The sequence below is a fragment of the Pullulanibacillus pueri genome (assembly GCF_014639255.1).
Taxonomy (GTDB): domain Bacteria; phylum Bacillota; class Bacilli; order Bacillales; family Sporolactobacillaceae; genus Pullulanibacillus; species Pullulanibacillus pueri.
In genome coordinates this window covers 43,784-63,345 of record NZ_BMFV01000028.1, presented here as the reverse complement: position 1 = coordinate 63,345, position 19,562 = coordinate 43,784, and the positions used below count along the sequence as shown (strand labels likewise).

The window sequence follows — 19,562 nt, the reverse complement described above, 5'->3', positions numbered from 1 at the left end:
TTTTTATATCCTACAAATTCAATTTGATTGAATATCAAGATGAAGCTGTCTCAAACAGTCCAATTTACAGGACTTCTGAGACAGCCTCTTTCTATGAGTGAAAGACTTCTGTCTTAACCTCTCTGTTTTTAAAGCGTAAGAATGTATTAGGCAAGGGAGAATTAAGAAAGACAAGGAGGAAAATAGGGCTTATTTGATCAAGATTTTGGGGAAGTCAGTTATTCTTATACTTTGTGGGGTAAAGGCCTCTATTTTAATACTCTATTATCTCTTTTTTTAATTTATGATATCGGTAAATTAATAATAGTAAATCATAAGAAATTTGGTATAATTAAGTTAATATTATGAACTTGATGGCGCATATATTGTGAGAAGGAAAAAAAGTAAGGATTAGGAAGGGTGGCGGGAATGCATCTTCATGACAAAAAATAAAAAAATCGGAGTGTGGGTCATTTGGGCTTTCTTGTGGCCAGCGGCTATTCTCCTTATTTATAAGGACAGACCTCCAATGATTGGGGGAGCTTATTTATCCGTTATTGGCATGGTCATCCTTATGATCGTGAGCACCTTTTTTTACTTTAAATTGCGCGACAGGGATATAGTGGTGGTGGAGGGCATCTCAATTGCCACCTTCCTCATTTTTGGGCTTTTCATAGAAATGGTGATTGCGCAATTGATGATTATAATTTATGCAGCAAGAAAGCGCTATGACAAAGAGAGTTTATATAAGTTGCCTTTGAATGCTTTGATGTTTTTATTTGTATCCATTGTCTCCGGGTATATTTATTATTTTTTAGGGGGGACAACAGGCGTCATAAAAGATAGTGGGTCTATTAATATACTCCCTGTTTTGGTCTATGGAGTTTCCTTCTTCCTAAGTAATCAGGTCTTTATATTTCTCGTGACTAAATGGGTCTACAGACAGGCAATTGTTATTGATAAAGAGTTACTTTGGGAAGCCCTTACCCTAGTTCTAGTTATTCCTATTGGCCTTGTTCTCTACTTACTCTATTCCGATATGGGCGGAAAGGCTCTCTTCTTTATTGCGTTGCCTATCGTCACTTTGTCTGTTATTTTTCATTTAGTGAATAAAAGCTATTCCATTAATCGCTTGTTACAAAAGACTAGTGATGTCGGTCGCGAGCTAACGGGAATCCTTGATGTTGATGATATATTGTCGTTATTTTTTAAAAAGATTCAAACGATGTTAGAGATTGATTATGCTTATTTAGTGATGCGGGATGATGCTGACAAGCGTCATTTAACCTACAAGTATGAGAAAAAAATAGGACTTTTAGAGCATGCTAAAATGACTAATCGAGATGTTCTTGAAGGATGGGATACCAAAGAGAGCATTCGAATAGGGACGCAAAAAGAGTTAAAAAGAAAAGGCTTAGCTTCTATCTCAAAACTTGTACAATCAGCAATGGTAATTCCATACGGTGAAAATGACAGGACATTAGGTTCGGTGATTGTAGCGTCTAAACAAAAACGTGTTTATGAGAAGCACCACATGATTATGTTAAAGATCTTGGTCAATTTTCTTTTTGTTGCTATAAACAATGCCAAAGACTACGAGAAAACAAAAAATAAAAGTGAACGTGATCCTTTGACGAATTTATACAATTATCGCTTTTTTTCTGAACAGCTTGATCGCATGTTTGTCGATACAACGAACAGATATTTTTCTATTATGATGATTGATTTAGATCATTTTAAACGAATTAATGATACCTATGGCCATGAAAGTGGGAATAGTGTTTTATGTGATGTCAGTCACCGCTTACTCTCAATTGTGAATGACAAAGGTCTTGTTGCCCGCTATGGAGGCGAAGAGTTTATTATTTTACTCCCTAAAATGGATACTGGGGCAGCCTATACGATGGCGGAAGATATCCGTATACGCTTATCCCATGAGCCTTTTCTCATTCAAACTGATATTGGCTATGAAGGAAGAAGGTTCATACATATCACTGCAAGCATTGGGGTGGCAACTGCTCCAATTCAAGGCGAGGATCCCATGTCGCTCATCCGTAATGCTGATAGAGCGATGTACTCTGGGGCCAAGCAGCAGGGGCGGAATCGTGTCGCCACTTATACAGGATAGTTTCTCGTATTTCCTTAAACCTATTAACGAGAGAAGCTTAGGTCATGGGCACAAATAAAATCGAATACTACTAGATTTTAACGAAAAAAAACATGGATAAGACGACAAATGTCTTGTCCTTTTTTTTTAGCCAAGTGTTATTCTACTAGAAATATGGTATCAAGGTCGTCATTCGGTAATGCAGATTGCCGAACGGAAAGGGGAGTATGTCGGATGGCTAAACCTAAAAATGACGGACAACGACAAACAAAGAGCAATGACGACGTAATTATAAGTTTTAATGGTAAAGAGCATCGTTTAGAAGAATGGGCAAAAAAAGAGGTTGCAGCGGCAGATGAAGATCAAACATTGAATTGGCGTAAGACATTTAATGAACAGAAAAAACTAAATCACGATGATCAGGGGGAAGCAGCCCCTGCTATCGTAAAATATAAAAAGAAGAAAAGGAAAGTAGGGCGTCAAGGGTTGCCTTCTGGGACCTTTTTTAACCTTTTTAAGCATTTCTGGATGCCCTTCCTAGCCGCTATCATTGTCGGGCTTGGCATTGGATTTACTATTCTCATTCTATTTTCGGATCATAAGACTCAGACTACAACACTGAATAACGCAGCGCAAAAAGAGAATGTGTCCTCACCAGATCAAGCCAAGGCTCAAGGCGCAGAGCAAAATGTTCAGGCATTGTCTTTAAGAGTACAGGTGATCCAATGGAATGTTTTTGCGAAAAAAGACGCAGCAACTAAGGGGATGGAGGATCTCGAAAAGAGTTCTCAGATTCCGGCTGCTGTTGTCAATGATGGTGAACAATATGCTGTTTTTATTGGTATTGCGGATAATTCAACCCGTCGTAAAACGCTAGAAACCCAGTTACAAAAGAAAAAGGTGACTCTATATGGAAAAGTGTGGGATTACACGCCGCAAAAGTTTCAATCCTCCTCTAACGTTTTTCAATACATGAAAAAGGGGAAGACATTATTTACCCAATTAATTGAAGCTTCCGGTGCACTCGCTGAAGGAGAGACTCCTGACCAGAAGACAGTAAATACGATCTCAAAATTATTGGACGCTTTATCTGTTCCCAAAGATGAGTCATTGTCATCCACAACAAAGAAAGATCTCGAAACTTTTCGAGTGGTGTTAAATACCGCCTATAATCAGATAAAAGCTGGGCAGGAGGGACAGCAGGCGCTTTTGGATGGATTGAGTCTCTATCAAAAAATATGCTCTGATTTAAATTAAACTTTTTAATGAATCAGCAAGCATAGAATTCTGTTCATCAGGACGGTGCTGATGCTGCCTTTTGGTGAAAAGCATTTTAATACCTAACTGAATAGGGACTCGGCATGCTTTTCGCCATATTTTTTTATCTGTCTATTATATAGTGAACCATTGTGGGGATGATGTTGTCGTCCTCTTTTTTTGGCAAAAATCTTATAGATCCCACCTGGGGAAAATAATCGCTCTTGATCATTCAATGTGGTTTCTTCATAAACTTTTAGTGATTAATGTCATAAAAACGAGAGTTTTGACGAAACCTTTTATTAAGAGTGAAAATAGCTGTGAAGTTTGAAGGATTATGTCTTTTTTTGCGTGACAAAATGGTGTGGATACGTTAAATTGGAGTTAACAGTTAAACGCCCCAGCAATGGCTCGCCAATCTCAATATTTTCCATTGACTATCCTTCTAATCCTAGTCACTTAATTTAATCTCACTCACTATTTTTGAATTCCCAACACTTTTAATTACTGATGTTCAAGCTTTGAAGGTCTCAAGTGTGATTGCGTTATTTTTTCTCCTATTGCCTATACTCCGTTATGAACCTTTTTAAAGATGGATACGTTGTTGGAATGAAAAGTCCAAGCCAAATTGAGGGGTTGTTTTACTGCAGACACCTTGTCAGTCATGGGACAGAAGAAGATCGTGTTCAATATACTGATGAGAATTTCTTTCTTCATGCGTTGGACACATAGTATAAGGAGGAGTTAAGTTGACAAAGTCAATGCTCATGGTCCGTGATGTGCCTAAGGAAGAACGCCCTAGAGAACGCCTTTTGAAAGAAGGTGCTGGACGATTGTCCAATCAAGAGTTGTTATCCATCGTTTTAAGAACGGGGTCAAGAGAGGAATCCGTCATCCAGCTTGCAGGACGTGTTCTCAATACTTTTGGTGGACTTAAGAGGCTTAAAATGGCGACAGTGGAAGAACTTATGGAGATTAAAGGGATTGGTAAGACGAAAGCCGTCGAGATTCAAGCCACACTTGAGTTGGGTAAACGCTTGATGAGGGAATGGGATGATGAGCATTATATCATTCGCTCTCCACAAGATGGGGCAAAATATGTGATGGAAGATATGCGATTTCTTACTCAGGAACATTTTGTGTGCCTTTATCTGAGTACAAAAAACCAGGTCATTCATCGCCAAACGGTATTTATCGGGAGTTTAAATGCCTCCATTGTCCATCCAAGAGAGGTTTTTAAAGAAGCGCTTAAACGTTCTGCGGCCTCCATTATTTGTTTTCACAACCATCCAAGTGGGGATCCAACACCGAGTAGAGAAGATATTGATGTGACAAAACGTCTTGTTGAGTGTGGAATGTTGCTTGGCATTGATGTTCTTGACCATATTGTGATAGGAGATCGAAAATTTATTAGTCTCAAAGAAAAAGGTGTTGTATGAGACTATTCATTTAATGAACTTTAGGCTATAATTTACTTTATGAGTTTTGCAACATGAAGGGAGTTTACATAGATGTTATCCAGAGATATGGGTATTGATCTCGGTACAGCGAATACGCTTGTATATGTTAAAGGAAAAGGGGTTATCCTCCGGGAGCCTTCCGTAGTGGCCAAACGAACGGATACGGAAACGATTGAAGCCGTGGGGAATTCTGCTAAAAATATGATTGGTCGTACGCCAGGAAACATTGTGGCTCAGCGACCGCTTCGCGATGGTGTGATTGCGGATTTTGAAACCACGGCGACCATGTTAAAATATTTTATTAAACAAGCTTATAAAAAATCGATCTTTGGTCGCAAGCCTAATGTGATGGTTGGTGTTCCCTCAGGTATTACTGCCGTTGAGAAGCGTGCGGTTGAGGACGCTATTAAGCAGGCAGGTGCTAAGGATGCCTTCACGATTGAAGAGCCTTTTGCTGCTGCCATTGGTGCGGATCTCCCTGTGTGGGAACCGACAGGAAGTATGGTCGTTGATATTGGTGGTGGAACAACAGAGGTGGCGATTATATCCTTAGGCGGTATTGTCACCAGTCAGTCGGTCCGTGTTGCTGGGGATGAAATGGATGATGATATTATTCAGTACATCAAGAAAACGTACAATTTGATGATTGGAGAAAGAACGGCTGAACAATTGAAGTTACAAATCGGTTCAGCTGGAAAACCTGAAGAATCTGAAAGCATGGAAATTCGAGGGCGAGATCTGTTAACAGGCCTTCCAAAAACCATTAATGTGACCTCTGACGAAATTTCAGAAGCTCTAAGAGATACGGTTGCTCAGATTATTGATGCGGTTAAGAATACATTGGAAAACACGCCTCCGGAACTTGCAGCTGATATTATGGATAGAGGCATTGTCTTAACAGGTGGAGGGGCGTTGCTTCGGAATTTGGACCGGATCTTAGGAGAAGAGACTCAGATGCCGGTCATTATTGCTGAAAATCCAATGGATTGTGTTGCTATTGGAACAGGTCGTGCATTAGAAAATCTAACGGTCTTTAAATCAAGAGCAGGTATTACGTCAAGATCAAGATCAAAGTAATGTGAAGTAGGTGTCAACATGCCACCCTTTTTTTCAAACAAAAAATTAATAATATTATTAGCAAGTCTAATTTTCCTTGTGGCTCTCGTTGGTTTTTCTTTAAAAGAGCGTGAGAAGCTGTCCTGGCCAGAGCAATTTGTTCATGATACGGTAGGTTTTTTTCAAGTTGTGTTCAATAGACCCGCTCAATATGTAGCGGGTTTCTTTGAGAACGTTAATGATATTCGTAATGTCTATGAAGAAAACAAGACCTTAAAAAAACATCTACGGGATTATGCCCAATTACATGCGAATTATGATAACCTACAAGAACAGTACACATCGTTAAAAAAACAGCTACATATTGACAGTGTTGCGGATATAGATGCCTATAATCGTCATGTTGCAATGGTTAGCGCTCGCTCCTTTGATGGTTGGAATCAGCAAATTACTGTAAATAAGGGAAAACAACAAGGGATCCAAAATGGCTGGCCTGTTGTGACCGCTGAAGGCTTTATAGGAAAAGTAACAGCAGTGAGTCAGTTCTCGAGCACCGTCACACTAATTACTGATCCGAAGAGCAATAATCAAATTGCTGCTGAAGTTCAAAATAAGGATCAAGTGAATGGCATGATCGAGGGCTATGATGCGGACAAAAATGTCCTTTTATTTAAGAAGATTGATATAAAGGCTAAAATTAAGAAGGGTGATGAAGTCGTTACCTCAGGAATGGGGAATGTCTATCCAAAAGGGTTGCTTATTGGAAAGGTCAAAAGTGTAGGGACCGATAATTATGGCTTAACTAAAGTTGCGGAAATTGAACCTGCGGCAGCTGTAAATAGACTTGACTTTGTCAATATTCTTGAGCGCAAAACAGCTGATTCTGGAACCGATTCGAAAGGGGAAAATGGTCAGTGAATCAGGTGAAACTTTTCATCATCCTATTTATTTGTTTCCTATTACAAGGGACGGTTATGCAAGTTTTCTCGCTCAAGAGTTATGGGTATGACTTAGTGGCAGCCCCTTATTTTATCCTTATCACTGTTCTTATGATCGGTATTTTTTATTCCAAAGCTGTGGCCTTAAGATATGCGGTTATTTTTGGGTTTCTTACCGATGTTATTTATACGAATGTCTGGGGTGTCTATGCGTTTTGTATCACTCTAACCGCTTATCTGATATTGTTATTAGGGATGCATTTTAATCAACATCTGATTATTGTTGTCATTGTTTCCATGTTGGCTACAATCATGCTTGACCTTGAGGTATATGGTGTCTACACTCTTATTGGGATGGCGAACCAAAATTTTATTGCTTATACACAACAGCATTTATCACCAACACTTATTTTAAATACAGTCTTTGCTATTATTGTATTCTATCCATTTAAAAAGATGATGGGTGCATTAAAGGATCGTTAGCTTATTAAACAGGTAGTGGGGTAAGCTTGAGTGAGAGCAATAGTTTGAGTTAGTGATCGCTCAACCTTATTTTGTGATCCTCACAAAATCTACGCAAAAAAATCAATCATTTCCTTTGGAAAAAAGGATAATTCTGATGGAGTGTCGAAACATTTATATAGAGTGCCAGAGGTGATCAACAGATGGCAAATAAACAACCACTTGTAACAATTAAAGGAAAGAAAGACGGGCTGATCCTATCTCTTGATGACCGTTGTTCCTTTGAACAACTTATTGCAGAGTTAAAGACCAAACTGTCAGTTCAAGGGACATATTACCATGATGATCCGCTTATATCGGTTAAGGTCGAGGCGGGCAATCGCTACTTAACAGAGGAAGATCGAAAAGAGATACACAAAATTATTCGTGAAGAAAAGCAGCTTTTCGTCGCTGAAATTTCTTCTAATGTTTTTACAGCAGAACAAGTTGAGGAAAAAGTCAAGCAACAGCAATTAACGACGCTTACCCAGTATATTCGTTCTGGACAAGAAGTAAGGGTAGATGGGGATATATTATTAATTGGTGATGTAAATCCTGGCGGCAAAATAATAGCTACGGGGAATATTTATGTTATGGGCGCTTTGAGAGGTATTGCTCATGCGGGTTATTCTGGACAGGATGATAAGGTGATTACAGCATCTCTTATGAAACCATCACAATTGATGATTGCAGATGTTATCAGTAGAGACCCGGATCCCAATGGTGAAGGGACCCATGTGATGGAATTTGCCTACGTCGATCATAATACGGGAACCATTTCCGTTGATCGTTTGCAATCATTATTTCGGAGATCACTGGAATCCACCAAGAGGTCATAGAGAGGTGAAACTGACATGGGGGAAGCAATTGTTATTACATCAGGAAAAGGTGGAGTTGGTAAAACAACAACCACCGCAAATATTGGTACAGCATTAGCTCTCCAAAATAAAAAGGTCTGTTTGGTTGATACAGATATTGGACTTAGAAATTTAGATGTCATAATGGGACTGGAAAACAGAATCATTTATGATATCGTCGATGTCGCGGAGGGGCGCTGTAAATTAAGTCAAACCTTAATTAAGGATAAGCGGTTTGAGTGCTTAAAATTGGTGCCTGCAGCGCAAGCTAAAGACAAAACATCTATTCAACCTGAACAAATGAAGGCGATCATTGATGAATTGAAAAGAGACTTTGATTATGTCCTCATTGATTGCCCTGCTGGCATTGAACAAGGATTTAAAAACGCTATCGCTGGAGCTGATCACTCTATTGTGGTCACTACCCCAGAAAATTCAGCCGTTCGTGATGCTGATCGGATTATTGGACTCCTAGAGAAAGAACCTAACATTAGTTCTCCAAGATTAATTATTAATAGGATTCGTAATCATATGGTTAAAACAGGCGGAATGTTAGAAATTGATGAAATTTTAGACGTCCTCGCTGTAGACCTTTTGGGTGTTGTCGTTGATGATGAAGAAGTGATTTCGGCATCCAATAAAGGTGAGCCAATTGCTTTGAATCCTTCTTCCCGGGCCTCAATCGCTTATCGGAATATTGCCCGGCGTATACTAGGTGAATCAGTCCCGCTTATGTCTCTTGATGAGAACAAAGGGTTTTTTAAAAAAGTTAAAAAGATGCTAGGGATGCGTTAAAGAACCTTGGCATTTGTATAGAGTTATGAAGCAAAAGAGATCTATTAAAATGGTCTCTTTTTTTATTTTGTGAGGTGGGATAGATGGCAAGCTTCTCGGGGAGGGGCTATCCGATCTCCACTTTTTCTTTCTTCATTTGTCTCCGTTAGTGTCATAACTTGTCCTGCTTGTTCATACATTGTAATAAAAAGTGGACGCGGAGGAGTGGCGCTGATGAATGAAATCAATGAGATTAAAAGACGACATAAATTACGTACTCGGCAAATGAATACGAAACAACGGCAACCCACTGGTAATGCTCCCAGTGGTCGTCATGATCACTCGAACTTACCCCAATCACCTTCCTCAGGTCATCCGTTATTTAATATGAACCTCTTTATTATTAAATGCTTTGTGGCAGCAATTTTAGTCTTAGGTGGCGCCTTAATGTATAAAACGCATGTCTTTGCGGATTATCCAAGTGCAAAGCAGCTCGTTCAAAAGACCCTGACAAAAGAAATGAATTTTACTGTGGTTTCCGGTTGGTATGAAAAAATGTTTGGAGAGCCCTTAGCTTTTCTGCCGATGAATCAAAAAGATGGAAAAACAGAAGTAACTTCTAAACAAAAAGGGAATCAAGATTTTGCAGTCCCTGTAAGTGGGACGGTGACTGAACAATTTTCAACGGCCAAAAAAGGGGTCACCTATCGTACGCAATCGAATGCGGTTGTCGAAGCCGTGAGTAGTGGGATCGTTATTTCAGTAGGTAAAAAAGATGACATTGGAAAAACAGTTGTTGTTCAACATGAAGATGGCAAGGAATCATGGTATGGCAAACTCAAAAGTGTTGATGTAAAGCAATATGATACGGTGAAAAAAGGACAGAAGATTGGGACTGTGACAGCAGATGCTAGTGGAGATAATGGGACCTTTTATTTTGCTCTTAAAAATGGCGACAAATTTGTTGACCCCATCCAGGTGATTGCTCACTGATGAAGGGCTTTAAAGGGAAATTTCATATTCATCCTGTCTTTTGGATCGTGTTCGGTACTGGCATTCTTACAGGACAATTCTGGGATGTTATCACCGTCTTTTTTATTGTTATCGTCCATGAGATGGGCCATGCTTTGGCAGCACTTAAGTTTGGCTGGAGATTAACATCGGTTGAACTTTTACCCTTTGGTGGTGTCGCTAAAGTGGATGAGCATGGTACACGCTCATTTAAGGAAGAACTTATTGTGACTTTAGCGGGACCCTTCCAACATTTGTGGTTACCATTAGTGTCGCATCTATTGCTCATGACCCCTTATTGGAATGAGGCCAATCATGCCATGTTTATAGAACGCAATGAAATGATTCTTATTTTTAATTTGCTTCCAATCTGGCCGCTAGATGGCGGAAAGATCATTATGCTTATTTTTTCGAAGCGCTTCCCTTATCGATTAGCCTATCGTTATTCTTTACTTTGCTCGTTACTCTTTTTAGTCGTACTTTCTGTTTGGATTGTGTTCTTACAGGCCTTTTTATTGAATTTCTTCATTATCGCTGGGTTTTTGACCTTCACAATTATTAATGAATGGAGGCATCAACGCTATGTTTTTATGCGGTTTTTACTTGAACGGTGGCGAGATAGCAAAACGCGTTCATTTAAAGAAAAAACACTTTTGGTCACACCAGAGACAACATTGACAGAAATACTAGAAGGTTTTTATAAGGATAAATTGCACAGAATTGTGGTCAAAGGACCAACAAATCATAAGGAAATTGATGAAAAATTAGTTCTTGAAGCTTACTTTAATAGACACCTTTATCATCATAGCATTGGACATTTATTAGTGTAACTCATCCGTAATGCAAGACGTTTTTTATAGTATATTGACAGTAGGAAAAATAATATGGTATGATTCTAACGTTAGACTTTAGGAGCACCGGCTCCAACCGCGCAAGATGGGTTTTAAAATGCCGATATGGATACCTGTCCTGGCGAGTCTGAGAAAATAGAGGAGGTGCCAGTATGTACGCAATCATTGAAACAGGTGGTAAGCAATTGAAAGTTGAAGAGGGTCAAACACTCTTTATCGAAAAATTGCCAGTAGAACCAGGTGAGACTGTAACTTTTGATCAAGTTCTTTTCGTAGGAGGAGACGAAGTCAAAGTTGGACAGCCTACCGTTGAAGGAGCTACGGTTACTGCTAAAGTAGCTGAGCATGGAAAAGGCGAAAAAATCGTCGTTTTCAAGTTCAAGAAAAGAAAAAATTATCGTCGTAAGCAAGGTCATCGTCAGCCTTACACGAAGGTTACTGTTGAAAAAATCAACGCATAAGTAGGGTAAATGATATGATTCAGGTCCAAGTGAAGCGAACTCATGAACGCGAACTTCAAACAGTGACGATTACGGGCCATGCTGAGGCAGGGCCGTACGGCTATGATCTCATTTGTGCTGGTGTTTCTGCAGTCACTTTTGGTGCTGTTAATGCTGTGGAAGAATTGTGTGGAGTAGCATTAGACATAGAGCAGTCGGAAGATGGTGGTTATCTTTCCTGTTCCATTCCAGAGAGTATTCAAAATAATTCCCGAGAACAAGTGACATTGTTACTTGAAGGGATGCTTTCTTCTTTGAGAACGATTGAGGCTTCATACTCTGAACATATACAAGTAAATGATCGTCAAGGAGGTGGAAAACGTGCTTAAACTTGATATTCAATTTTTCGCTTCGAAAAAAGGGGTAGGTAGTACTAAAAACGGACGTGACTCCATTTCAAAACGTCTTGGTGCCAAGCGTGCTGATGGACAGTTCGTTACAGGTGGTTCCATTCTTTATCGTCAACGTGGGACTAAGATTTACCCTGGGAATAATGTTGGCCGCGGTGGAGATGACACTCTTTACGCAAAAGTAGATGGTGTTGTTAAGTTCGAACGTCTTGGACGTGACCGCAAGCAAGTCAGTGTTTATCCTGTAGCAAAAGAAGCATAATTATAAAGACCAGCCTTGAGGGCTGGTTTTTTGCACTTCTAACGTTAGAAGGCGTATGCCTGAAATTGAGATCAGGCCGTGCTTAGCGAAGCGTTGGCGTCTAAGTGATGAAACCGTTGACTAGAGTTTGTCCAAGGAAGAAATAGGATGGCAATGAAATTAAGGGACTTTCTTTTCTTTTTAATTTTAAAGATTTAAGTTATCATAGAATGAGTCCAGTCCAAATAGGGTATAGGGGTTATTGATATGGGTGATGCTCAACACACAGTCGATTTGTTAAGAGCTATAAGGCATGATTGGTTAAACGATCTGCAGTTAATTAAAGCAAACCTTGATTTAATGAGAGTCGATCGTGCATCAGAAATTATTGCAAGCGTTATTGTAAAGGCCAAGAATGAAGCCTTGCTTTCAAATGTAGCGGGACCTAAGCTAGCTGCTTTTTTATTGACATATAATTTAGACAAGCCAGCTGTCAGTTTAGATGTTGAAGTTACAGGACATCCATTCCATTTAGTTTCATACGATGACAAGCTCTATGCTTTTTTTAAAGAGACTTTGGATTATTTCAATCGTTCGGTCGAGCATCATGTTGAAAATACAATAACTTTAAGAATAGATCAAGAAGAGGATCGGATGAAAATGACACTTGATTTTGTCGGTATGATTAAAGACGTTGAGCAGGCGAAAGCCTTTTTTTTAAGGCAAAGATCGAATCATTCATTGGATTTCGATACAGAATATGTACATAGTGAAGAAGTTGTTTTGACTTTTTCTATTCACCGATGACTGAGGTGGTCAAATGTTTGTAGATCAGGTAAAAGTGTATGTTAAAGGTGGCGATGGTGGTAATGGCATCGTCGCTTTTAGAAGAGAAAAATATGTGCCAAATGGTGGACCAGCAGGTGGCGATGGTGGTCGTGGTGGCGATGTGATTTTTGAGGTTGATGAGGGATTACGCACGTTAATGGATTTTAGATTTCAAAGACATTTTAAAGCCAAGCGTGGCGAAAATGGCGGTCCTAAAAATCAGCATGGAAAAAATGCTGAGGATTTAGTCGTACGTGTCCCCCCGGGCACTATTGTTTATGATGCTGAAACCGATGAAATGATTGCCGATTTAACTGAGAATAAACAGCGCGCTGTTGTTGCTAAAGGAGGAAGAGGAGGGCGTGGAAACACACGATTTTCAACACCTGCCAACCCTGCTCCTTATCACGCTGAAAACGGTGAGCCAGCACAAGAAAGAGATATTAGAATTGAGTTAAAAGTACTGGCCGATGTCGGGCTGGTCGGCTTTCCTAGTGTCGGCAAATCAACATTGTTATCTGTAGTTTCCGCAGCCAAGCCCAAAGTGGCAGAATATCACTTTACGACGATTTCCCCTAATCTGGGTGTTGTATCGGTGGATGAAGCCAATAGTTTTGTCATCGCTGATTTGCCTGGGCTTATTGAAGGGGCTCATCTCGGTGCGGGACTCGGGCATCAATTTTTAAGGCATATTGAAAGAACGAGGGTCATTATCCATGTCGTTGATATGTCTGGTGCTGAGGGAAGGGACCCTTACGATGATTATGTTAAAATCAACGAGGAACTTCGCCAATATGAATTTCGTTTGATGGAACGCCCGCAAGTGGTTGCAGCCAATAAAATGGATATGCCTGGGGCAGAAGAGAATTTGAAGGCATTCAAAGAGCAGTTACAAAACGATGAAATAAAAATATTCCCAATTTCTGCGCTCTCTAAAACCGGCCTTCAGCCGCTTATAAGTTACGTAGGGCAGTTAGTGGATGAAACCCCAATGTTTCCGCTTGGTGAATCAGAAGAAAATGAAGATAAAGTCGTTTATCGAGCTGAAGAAATGGAAACACCATTCTACATTACTCGTGATGATGATGGCTCTTTCGTTGTCTCTGGAAAGCAAATTGAAAAACTTTTTCAAATGACAGATTTTAATCGTGATGAATCTGTTCGTCGATTTGCTAAACGCATGCGAGGCATGGGACTTGATGATGCGCTACGCGAAAGAGGCATTGAAGATGGAGATATTGTTCGAATCCTCGACTTTGAATTTGAATTTGTGAACTAACGAATAGGAGAGCCTTTGCGTTCTCCTCTTTTAAAAGGGTTAAGAAAGATAACGTACATAGGGTGACCAGAGACTTGCCCATCAACACTTTGGTTAAGTGAAAAATGACTTGCTTTCCGCGGGCAATCGGCAAGTCTCTCAAGCCTTTAAATTTAGTGGCTTTGCGGGGGTCTCGCCTGGCTTGCTAATCCCGCAGGCGTCTCGCCATGTTTCACTTTGCATTCTTGAACCTTTTAAAGGTGCAACTTAGGCTTTTGCCATTTAAGCTTGGCGAGACATCTTTAATGTGTGAAGGCGTATGCTTGAACATCAGGCCGTGCTTAGCAAAAACCAAGTTTTCTGATACATAAGACTTGGGGGTTGTCATTAGATACAGGGGGGATTTGATGAGTCAGCGTGAACAATACTACCTCGTGCGTAAAGATGTCTTATCTGAATCCATGCTTAAAGTGTTGGAGGCTAAGGAATTATTGGAGACAGGCAAGGCACGGAGCGTTACCGAGGCAGTGCGAATGGTCGATCTTAGTCGTAGTGCCTATTATAAATATAAAGATGGCATATTACCCTTTCAAAAAATCATTAAGGAAAGAGTCGTGACGCTCTTTTTCCACTTAGAGGATAGAGCAGGGATATTAAAATCACTTTTGAATATCCTTTCAGAAGCGAATTGTAATGTTCTTACTATACACCAGTCTATCCCTTTACAAGGGAGAGCCAATGTTTCATTGTCAATGGATACGACCTCGATCAACCTTTCCCTAAGTGATTTGATTGAGCAGCTTGAAAGGCTCATTGGCGTTGAAAAGGTTGATATTGTGGGCACAGGAGGGATTTAATCATTATCGATGAGAAATCCCTCTTTTTTTAATGCCTCACAAGCATCACTAAGTCTTTTTTGGTCTTCAGATTCAATCGTATGTAAATGAATCCCTTCAGTTAATGCAGATAATAAGGAAGCACCGGTTTCATTGACTTTTTTTATAAAATGTTGAACATCGCGGCGATTATTAAGCATAAGTGAAGTGGTGATTTGGCCATAAATTGGATGTTCGACAATAACATCTCTAACACATACACCATTATCCACTAATAAATTAAGCTCTTGTTCTGTGCCAGATTGATCGTGCTTACATGCAATGACTTGAACGTGTTTTTGTTTTTCGCTTTTTTGAAAGTATACATAACCTCTAGATGTAGCAATAATCGGTTCGTCTTTAGCTTTTAAGAGTGAGATGTCTTGAACAATCACTTGACGACTGACCTTTGTCTTTTTGGCAAGTTCACTTCCAGTTAAAGGTTCTTGAGATTCTTTCAGCCAGGTTAGAATCTTATGTCTTCTCTCATTTCCCATTAATTTTTCTTCCGTCATAGAAAATCCTCCTGTAACAAATAGGTCTGTTTTTATTATACCTAAAAAAGGGATGTTAAGCATGGAGACTATTAAGAAAAACGGGGCTTACATCAACTTCTTATCCATATGAGAGGATGTCTAATCCTGTTTACTCGCTTTTTAGGGGCGGGGCGATGGGTGTCCTTGAGGTTGAAGGTAACACATAAAAACGGACGATCTTCTTCAGTATCTAATGAGATGGTGCTCTCTATCTTTGCCCCGGAAAAAGACTTATACGAGTAAATTTAAAAAAAGAGTGGCAATTCGCCTATTGCAAAAATATACTGTAGTAACTTGTGCAATGGAGGAGGATCTATTTGAAAATTTATATCGTTCAACTCGGAGATACTTTATATAAAATCGCTCAGAAGCATAATGTGACCTTAGAAGAACTCAAAAAAATAAATACCCAACTTTCTGATCCGGATAAAATTAAGCCAGGAATGAAAATAAAAGTTCCATCAGGAGCGAAAGCGATCAAGAAAAAGGTAAAGGCAGATAAAATCATTAAAGAAGTTCCGGTCAAGGAAAAACCTGTTAAAGAAAAGCCCGTTAAAGAAAAGCCAATGGAAAAATCTCCGAATAAAGAAAATCAAGTGAACCCAGTCAATCCGATTAATCCAGTCAAAGAAAATCCTAAAACTGAAAATCCAAAGGTCGAGAATCCACAAACAGAGACGCCTAAAAAACCAAAACTAAAAAAGGAAAAGACTAAAAAGGCAACCCCTAAGTCCAATCCGAATATTAAAAAGGAGCCCATAAATAACGAAAAAAAGGATAACACTAATGAAAAAACCATTAAAGTTAATGAGAACTCAAAAGAACAGATGCCATTAAAGCATTCCAAAGTGATGCCTCCAACCAATCCAGAAGAAATAACAAAGTCAAATGAAGGATCTTATCATTTTCCAATTTTAGATGATCCTTATCCAAACATGATGACACCAAAGAGTAATGAACCACAAATGACGAATCAAGGAATGAATGACAAATGGAAATTCCCAGATCCTAGTACGTATGCAGCACCTTATCAGGAGGCAGAGCATCTAAAGGGGCATTCAGCTTATTTTCATGAACAGCCTGTTGCTGGTTTAGGACAAGGTAAAATGACGTATCCTGAGCAAGGAACTTTGAATAAATATCCTTTTCAAGGTGATCCGTCGACAGGCTTTGGACAGCAAACCATGCCAGAAGCTGGGCCATCACAGCAAACTCAAAAATCAGACTATCTGCAACAAACGCCGATGCCAGGTGGCTATCCATTCCAAGCACAACCGCCAATGGGATATCCAGGACAACCGCCACAATACGTTGCTTCCCCTTACCCAGTTGGTTATCCATACCCCCAACAAGGGATGATGCCACCGATGAGTCATCCTTATCAAGGGTATCAACCGATGGGCTATCAGGCGCAAGGAATGCAAGGAATACAAGGAATGCAAGGAATGCAACCTAGTGCTGCAGATGAACAACAGTCTGATGGAGACCAGGGAATGTCGCCAACGGCTGCAACTGGTGACCCGCAATATGCGCCACAACAGTCGCAACAACAACAGGGGAGTTATCCATCGTATGGTTATCCTACACAGGGCTATAGTCCTCAACCTTCTCAAGGATTTGGAGCCATACCACCGCAGCAAGTAACACCAGGTTACTACCCAAGTTCTGGTCAGTATTCACAAGGCATGCCAGAATTGCCCCATAGAGATCAGAACCCCTATTCGTTATGGGAATCCTACAATCAAGCTTCTATATCTTTACCGGATTTTCCAAGTGAACATGAAGACGATAAGGAGGAGTGACGGTTATTTTCGTCACTTTTCTTTTTTTATAAAGGAAACTAAGATCAATGTAGCAGGATATTTCTCCCGGGAGTTCTTTGATGGAGGTCAAACTTCTAAGCATTAAAATGTTGGCCACCAGGACGGTCTACCTATATCGTGCGGGCATGGGGAAAGTGAGCGTTCTGAAGTGGAAGCCCTGTTTTTTTTACGTCAAAAAAACTTATAAGAGCAACTGAGGCTTTCGCCATTAAGGCTTGACGAAAAGCTAAATTTTCTAAGCTGAAAAATTTGACATGTGACCCTCTAACTGTTAGTTTACTTTAGATCTCTTTCACACATGCTATTGGGTGAAGGGGGCATTTATCATGAAAAAAACACTTTCATTATTATCAACCGGTTTAATGGCTGTAGGTTTGGTAACAGGGTGTGGTGCAGATAACGATCGCAATGGCGCTATGGGCGATAACAACGCCTTGCGAAATGTTGGCTATTATACCGACCGTGCCAATCCAGACGATGTGACACGTAATGATGTTAATGATAATAATGCATCTTTACAAAATAACAGAAACGGTAATGACTATAACAATGTCAATAATAACGGTTCTGTTGCTGGAGACAGTGATCTTTCTCGTCGTATCGCGAGCCAAGTGGCCCGTTTAAACAATGTTAATGATGCCAGTGCTTTTACAAATGGTAATACAGTCGTCATTGGAGCAACCTTAGATAAGGATGTACAAAATCAACAAGAAGTGGAACAAGCCATTCGATCAACGGCTAAAAATATTGCTCGAGATAAGCAGGTTCGTGTCGTAACCGATAAAGATATGGTTGACCGCATCAGTAATATTAACGACCGTTTAGATAATGGCACACCATTAGACGAAGTACGTTCTGACATCACGGGTGTTCTTGATGACCTAGGTGATGCTGTAAAACGCCCTTTCCAAAATAACGCCCATTAATAACTGAACACAAAAAATAAAACAGGCACATTTGGGTGCCTGTTTTATTTTTGCACATCCTTATCCTTGATTTCCACATAACGGATAATCCTCTTTTATTCGGATATACTAAATTTATTGTTAATAAATTCTCCGAATAAGAGGTGAATTTTCATGAGTACTTTTTTTTCAAAAATGATGATCGCTAGTATAGTTCTATTGGGGCTATATGGAGGCCCTTCTCATCAAGGGGCTTATGCCTTAGATGAATCAATAAAAGTCCAAGCGGCTAAACCTACTGAAATTCATTTAATTACACAATATATCGATGGTGTTTCGATTCAGCAAATAGAGAAAAAACATATTATTTCTGTCAATGATTATTTAAATCAACATCCTAAATGGAAGGTGTTAGAAAATAATAACTCGACACTTATCTTAAAAAGAACAGTCAAAGACCTTTCTCCCGTTTCAAAGTCAGTGGGCGTTCTAGGATTAAAAGATGGCAATACTTTAACGCTATTTAAGGGTGATCCCAAAGCCAATCAAATTATTCAAACCTTTTTTCAAATCGATGTGGATGCTTTACAAGTGAATCTCATAAAACAATTAAAAAATGGTATACCTGTTTCTGATAAGCAACACTATACCAAAATGATTCACTCTTTTTCACGGTACGCATTACATTATACCCCCATTAAAAATAGAGGCGATCGTTAGAAGCTCAGTCATAACTGGGCTTTTAATGCTTGAGGCGATATATTTATTCATGTTAAAAGTCGAATTATGTTATGATAGGGTGAGGAGAATCTTTATGGTTTATTGATTGATTTATGGAGGAAGAGAGTTTTGATCGAATTTATTCAAGGCACGATTGCTTACGTTAATGGTGAAGCAGTGACTATAGAAAATCATGGCATTGGCTATTTGATTTATTGTCCTAACCCGTTTTCATTTCAACCAATAGGACAAGAAATGAAAATTTATACATACCAATATGTCCGTGAGGATGCCCTTCATCTATACGGATTTAAGACACGGGAAGAGCGCGCCTTATTTATCCATCTCCTCAGTGTTTCGGGCATTGGTCCTAAAGGGGCTTTAGCCATTTTGGCAACAGGGGAACCCCAGCGTGTGATTCAAGCGATTGAAGCTGAGGATGAAACATTCCTAGTTAAATTTCCTGGAATTGGTAAAAAAACAGCGAGACAAATGATTCTTGATCTTAAAGGCAAAGTCAAAGCGTCAACTGTGATCTCTTCCGACGGGGAGCCCATGGAAAAAGACGTTCAACAAGGTGGCCACCTAGAAGAAGCCATTCAAGCACTGCAAGCGTTAGGTTATTCCGAAAGAGAAATCAAGAAGATTGTTCCAAATCTCAAAGACAAAGCATTATCAGCTGAGCAATATGTAAAAGAGGCACTGAAGCTTATGTTGAACCAATAAGGGGGGAGC

General features: G+C 39.7%; 21 protein-coding genes and 1 other annotated feature. Of the genes, 20 read left to right on the top strand and 1 reads right to left on the bottom strand.

Annotated features, from left to right (window positions below; all coding sequences use genetic code 11):
- The first annotated feature begins 418 nt into the window (after positions 1 to 418).
- From IEV91_RS15900 to thrR, 16 genes are all read left to right on the top strand, one after another.
- On the top strand, positions 419 to 2,107 hold the full coding sequence (locus IEV91_RS15900; protein WP_188498410.1) for a sensor domain-containing diguanylate cyclase: 1,689 nt from the start codon (positions 419 to 421) through the stop codon (positions 2,105 to 2,107).
- A gap of 213 nt (positions 2,108 to 2,320) precedes the next feature.
- Entirely contained in the window at positions 2,321 to 3,343 is a 1,023-nt protein-coding gene (locus IEV91_RS15895; RefSeq protein WP_188498409.1) for a hypothetical protein, read from the top strand.
- 767 nt (positions 3,344 to 4,110) lie between these two features.
- Positions 4,111 to 4,782, top strand: coding sequence for a RadC family protein (gene radC / locus IEV91_RS15890; protein WP_275584396.1), 672 nt, complete (start codon positions 4,111 to 4,113; stop codon positions 4,780 to 4,782).
- Positions 4,783 to 4,854: 72 nt separating this feature from the next.
- Entirely contained in the window at positions 4,855 to 5,880 is a 1,026-nt protein-coding gene (locus IEV91_RS15885; RefSeq protein ID WP_188498408.1) for a rod shape-determining protein, read from the top strand.
- Between the two features lie 18 nt (positions 5,881 to 5,898).
- Positions 5,899 to 6,777 carry a rod shape-determining protein MreC gene (gene mreC, locus IEV91_RS15880; RefSeq protein ID WP_188498407.1) on the top strand — a complete coding sequence of 293 codons (879 nt, stop codon included), beginning with the start codon at positions 5,899 to 5,901 and terminating at the stop codon, positions 6,775 to 6,777.
- Positions 6,774 to 7,280: a rod shape-determining protein MreD gene (mreD, locus tag IEV91_RS15875; RefSeq protein WP_188498406.1), complete on the top strand. Its 507-nt coding sequence runs from the start codon at positions 6,774 to 6,776 to the stop codon at positions 7,278 to 7,280. The genes mreC and mreD overlap by 4 nt, the downstream gene beginning before the upstream one ends.
- A 182-nt stretch (positions 7,281 to 7,462) precedes the next feature.
- The gene (gene minC / locus IEV91_RS15870; RefSeq protein WP_188498405.1) at positions 7,463 to 8,137 is read left to right on the top strand and encodes a septum site-determining protein MinC; all 675 of its coding nucleotides are present in this window, start codon (positions 7,463 to 7,465) and stop codon (positions 8,135 to 8,137) included.
- Between the two features lie 15 nt (positions 8,138 to 8,152).
- Positions 8,153 to 8,950, top strand: a complete 798-nt coding sequence (gene minD / locus IEV91_RS15865; RefSeq protein WP_188498404.1) for a septum site-determining protein MinD — start codon at positions 8,153 to 8,155, stop codon at positions 8,948 to 8,950.
- A 213-nt stretch (positions 8,951 to 9,163) separates the two neighbouring features.
- The gene (locus IEV91_RS15860) at positions 9,164 to 9,922 is read left to right on the top strand and encodes a M23 family metallopeptidase (RefSeq protein ID WP_188498403.1); all 759 of its coding nucleotides are present in this window, start codon (positions 9,164 to 9,166) and stop codon (positions 9,920 to 9,922) included.
- Positions 9,922 to 10,770 (top strand): M50 family metallopeptidase, encoded by an 849-nt coding sequence (locus IEV91_RS15855; RefSeq protein ID WP_188498402.1) that lies wholly within the window; start codon positions 9,922 to 9,924, stop codon positions 10,768 to 10,770. Before IEV91_RS15860 ends, IEV91_RS15855 begins: the two co-directional genes overlap by 1 nt.
- An 85-nt stretch (positions 10,771 to 10,855) precedes the next feature.
- Positions 10,856 to 10,930, top strand: a sequence feature (ribosomal protein L21 leader region).
- 13 nt (positions 10,931 to 10,943) lie between these two features.
- Positions 10,944 to 11,252 carry a 50S ribosomal protein L21 gene (gene rplU / locus IEV91_RS15850; protein WP_188498401.1) on the top strand — a complete coding sequence of 103 codons (309 nt, stop codon included), beginning with the start codon at positions 10,944 to 10,946 and terminating at the stop codon, positions 11,250 to 11,252.
- Positions 11,253 to 11,266: 14 nt separating this feature from the next.
- Positions 11,267 to 11,620, top strand: coding sequence for a ribosomal-processing cysteine protease Prp (locus IEV91_RS15845; protein ID WP_188498400.1), 354 nt, complete (start codon positions 11,267 to 11,269; stop codon positions 11,618 to 11,620).
- Positions 11,613 to 11,903: a 50S ribosomal protein L27 gene (rpmA, locus tag IEV91_RS15840; protein WP_188498399.1), complete on the top strand. Its 291-nt coding sequence runs from the start codon at positions 11,613 to 11,615 to the stop codon at positions 11,901 to 11,903. Before IEV91_RS15845 ends, rpmA begins: the two co-directional genes overlap by 8 nt.
- 246 nt (positions 11,904 to 12,149) lie before the next feature.
- Positions 12,150 to 12,689: a Spo0B C-terminal domain-containing protein gene (locus IEV91_RS15835; RefSeq protein WP_188498398.1), complete on the top strand. Its 540-nt coding sequence runs from the start codon at positions 12,150 to 12,152 to the stop codon at positions 12,687 to 12,689.
- A 13-nt stretch (positions 12,690 to 12,702) separates the two neighbouring features.
- A complete protein-coding gene (gene obgE, locus IEV91_RS15830; RefSeq protein ID WP_188498397.1) occupies positions 12,703 to 13,989 on the top strand; it encodes a GTPase ObgE in 1,287 nt (428 codons plus the stop codon).
- Positions 13,990 to 14,375: 386 nt separating this feature from the next.
- Complete coding sequence (thrR, locus tag IEV91_RS15825; RefSeq protein WP_188498396.1) at positions 14,376 to 14,825, top strand: transcriptional regulator ThrR; 450 nt, start codon at positions 14,376 to 14,378, stop codon at positions 14,823 to 14,825.
- Here the strand turns inward: thrR and IEV91_RS15820 are convergent.
- Complete coding sequence (locus IEV91_RS15820) at positions 14,822 to 15,358, bottom strand: transcription repressor NadR (RefSeq protein ID WP_188498395.1); 537 nt, start codon at positions 15,356 to 15,358, stop codon at positions 14,822 to 14,824. The two genes, thrR and IEV91_RS15820, sit on opposite strands and share 4 nt — an antisense overlap.
- A gap of 338 nt (positions 15,359 to 15,696) precedes the next feature.
- On the opposite strand from IEV91_RS15820, the gene IEV91_RS21985 reads away from it, so the two are divergent.
- From IEV91_RS21985 to ruvA, 4 genes are all read left to right on the top strand, one after another.
- Positions 15,697 to 17,181, top strand: coding sequence for a LysM peptidoglycan-binding domain-containing protein (locus IEV91_RS21985; protein ID WP_188498394.1), 1,485 nt, complete (start codon positions 15,697 to 15,699; stop codon positions 17,179 to 17,181).
- A gap of 329 nt (positions 17,182 to 17,510) precedes the next feature.
- A complete protein-coding gene (locus tag IEV91_RS15810) occupies positions 17,511 to 18,128 on the top strand; it encodes a YhcN/YlaJ family sporulation lipoprotein (protein ID WP_188498393.1) in 618 nt (205 codons plus the stop codon).
- A gap of 153 nt (positions 18,129 to 18,281) precedes the next feature.
- A complete protein-coding gene (locus IEV91_RS15805) occupies positions 18,282 to 18,827 on the top strand; it encodes a BofC C-terminal domain-containing protein (protein WP_188498392.1) in 546 nt (181 codons plus the stop codon).
- Positions 18,828 to 18,956: 129 nt separating this feature from the next.
- Positions 18,957 to 19,553 (top strand): Holliday junction branch migration protein RuvA, encoded by a 597-nt coding sequence (gene ruvA / locus IEV91_RS15800; RefSeq protein ID WP_188498391.1) that lies wholly within the window; start codon positions 18,957 to 18,959, stop codon positions 19,551 to 19,553.
- The last annotated feature ends 9 nt before the right edge of the window (positions 19,554 to 19,562 follow it).

Bases quoted from the DNA above. Each gene is read 5' to 3' on its own strand.
- IEV91_RS15900 (WP_188498410.1), top strand. From the start codon at position 419: ATGACAAAAAATAAAAAAATCGGAGTGTGGGTCATTTGGGCTTTCTTG.
- IEV91_RS15895 (WP_188498409.1), top strand. From the start codon at position 2,321: ATGGCTAAACCTAAAAATGACGGACAACGACAAACAAAGAGCAATGAC.
- radC (WP_275584396.1), top strand. From the start codon at position 4,111: ATGGTCCGTGATGTGCCTAAGGAAGAACGCCCTAGAGAACGCCTTTTG.
- IEV91_RS15885 (WP_188498408.1), top strand. From the start codon at position 4,855: ATGTTATCCAGAGATATGGGTATTGATCTCGGTACAGCGAATACGCTT.
- mreC (WP_188498407.1), top strand. From the start codon at position 5,899: ATGCCACCCTTTTTTTCAAACAAAAAATTAATAATATTATTAGCAAGT.
- minC (WP_188498405.1), top strand. From the start codon at position 7,463: ATGGCAAATAAACAACCACTTGTAACAATTAAAGGAAAGAAAGACGGG.
- minD (WP_188498404.1), top strand. From the start codon at position 8,153: ATGGGGGAAGCAATTGTTATTACATCAGGAAAAGGTGGAGTTGGTAAA.
- IEV91_RS15860 (WP_188498403.1), top strand. From the start codon at position 9,164: ATGAATGAAATCAATGAGATTAAAAGACGACATAAATTACGTACTCGG.
- IEV91_RS15855 (WP_188498402.1), top strand. From the start codon at position 9,922: ATGAAGGGCTTTAAAGGGAAATTTCATATTCATCCTGTCTTTTGGATC.
- rplU (WP_188498401.1), top strand. From the start codon at position 10,944: ATGTACGCAATCATTGAAACAGGTGGTAAGCAATTGAAAGTTGAAGAG.
- IEV91_RS15845 (WP_188498400.1), top strand. From the start codon at position 11,267: ATGATTCAGGTCCAAGTGAAGCGAACTCATGAACGCGAACTTCAAACA.
- IEV91_RS15835 (WP_188498398.1), top strand. From the start codon at position 12,150: ATGGGTGATGCTCAACACACAGTCGATTTGTTAAGAGCTATAAGGCAT.
- obgE (WP_188498397.1), top strand. From the start codon at position 12,703: ATGTTTGTAGATCAGGTAAAAGTGTATGTTAAAGGTGGCGATGGTGGT.
- thrR (WP_188498396.1), top strand. From the start codon at position 14,376: ATGAGTCAGCGTGAACAATACTACCTCGTGCGTAAAGATGTCTTATCT.
- IEV91_RS15820 (WP_188498395.1), bottom strand. From the start codon at position 15,358: ATGACGGAAGAAAAATTAATGGGAAATGAGAGAAGACATAAGATTCTA.
- IEV91_RS15805 (WP_188498392.1), top strand. From the start codon at position 18,282: ATGAGTACTTTTTTTTCAAAAATGATGATCGCTAGTATAGTTCTATTG.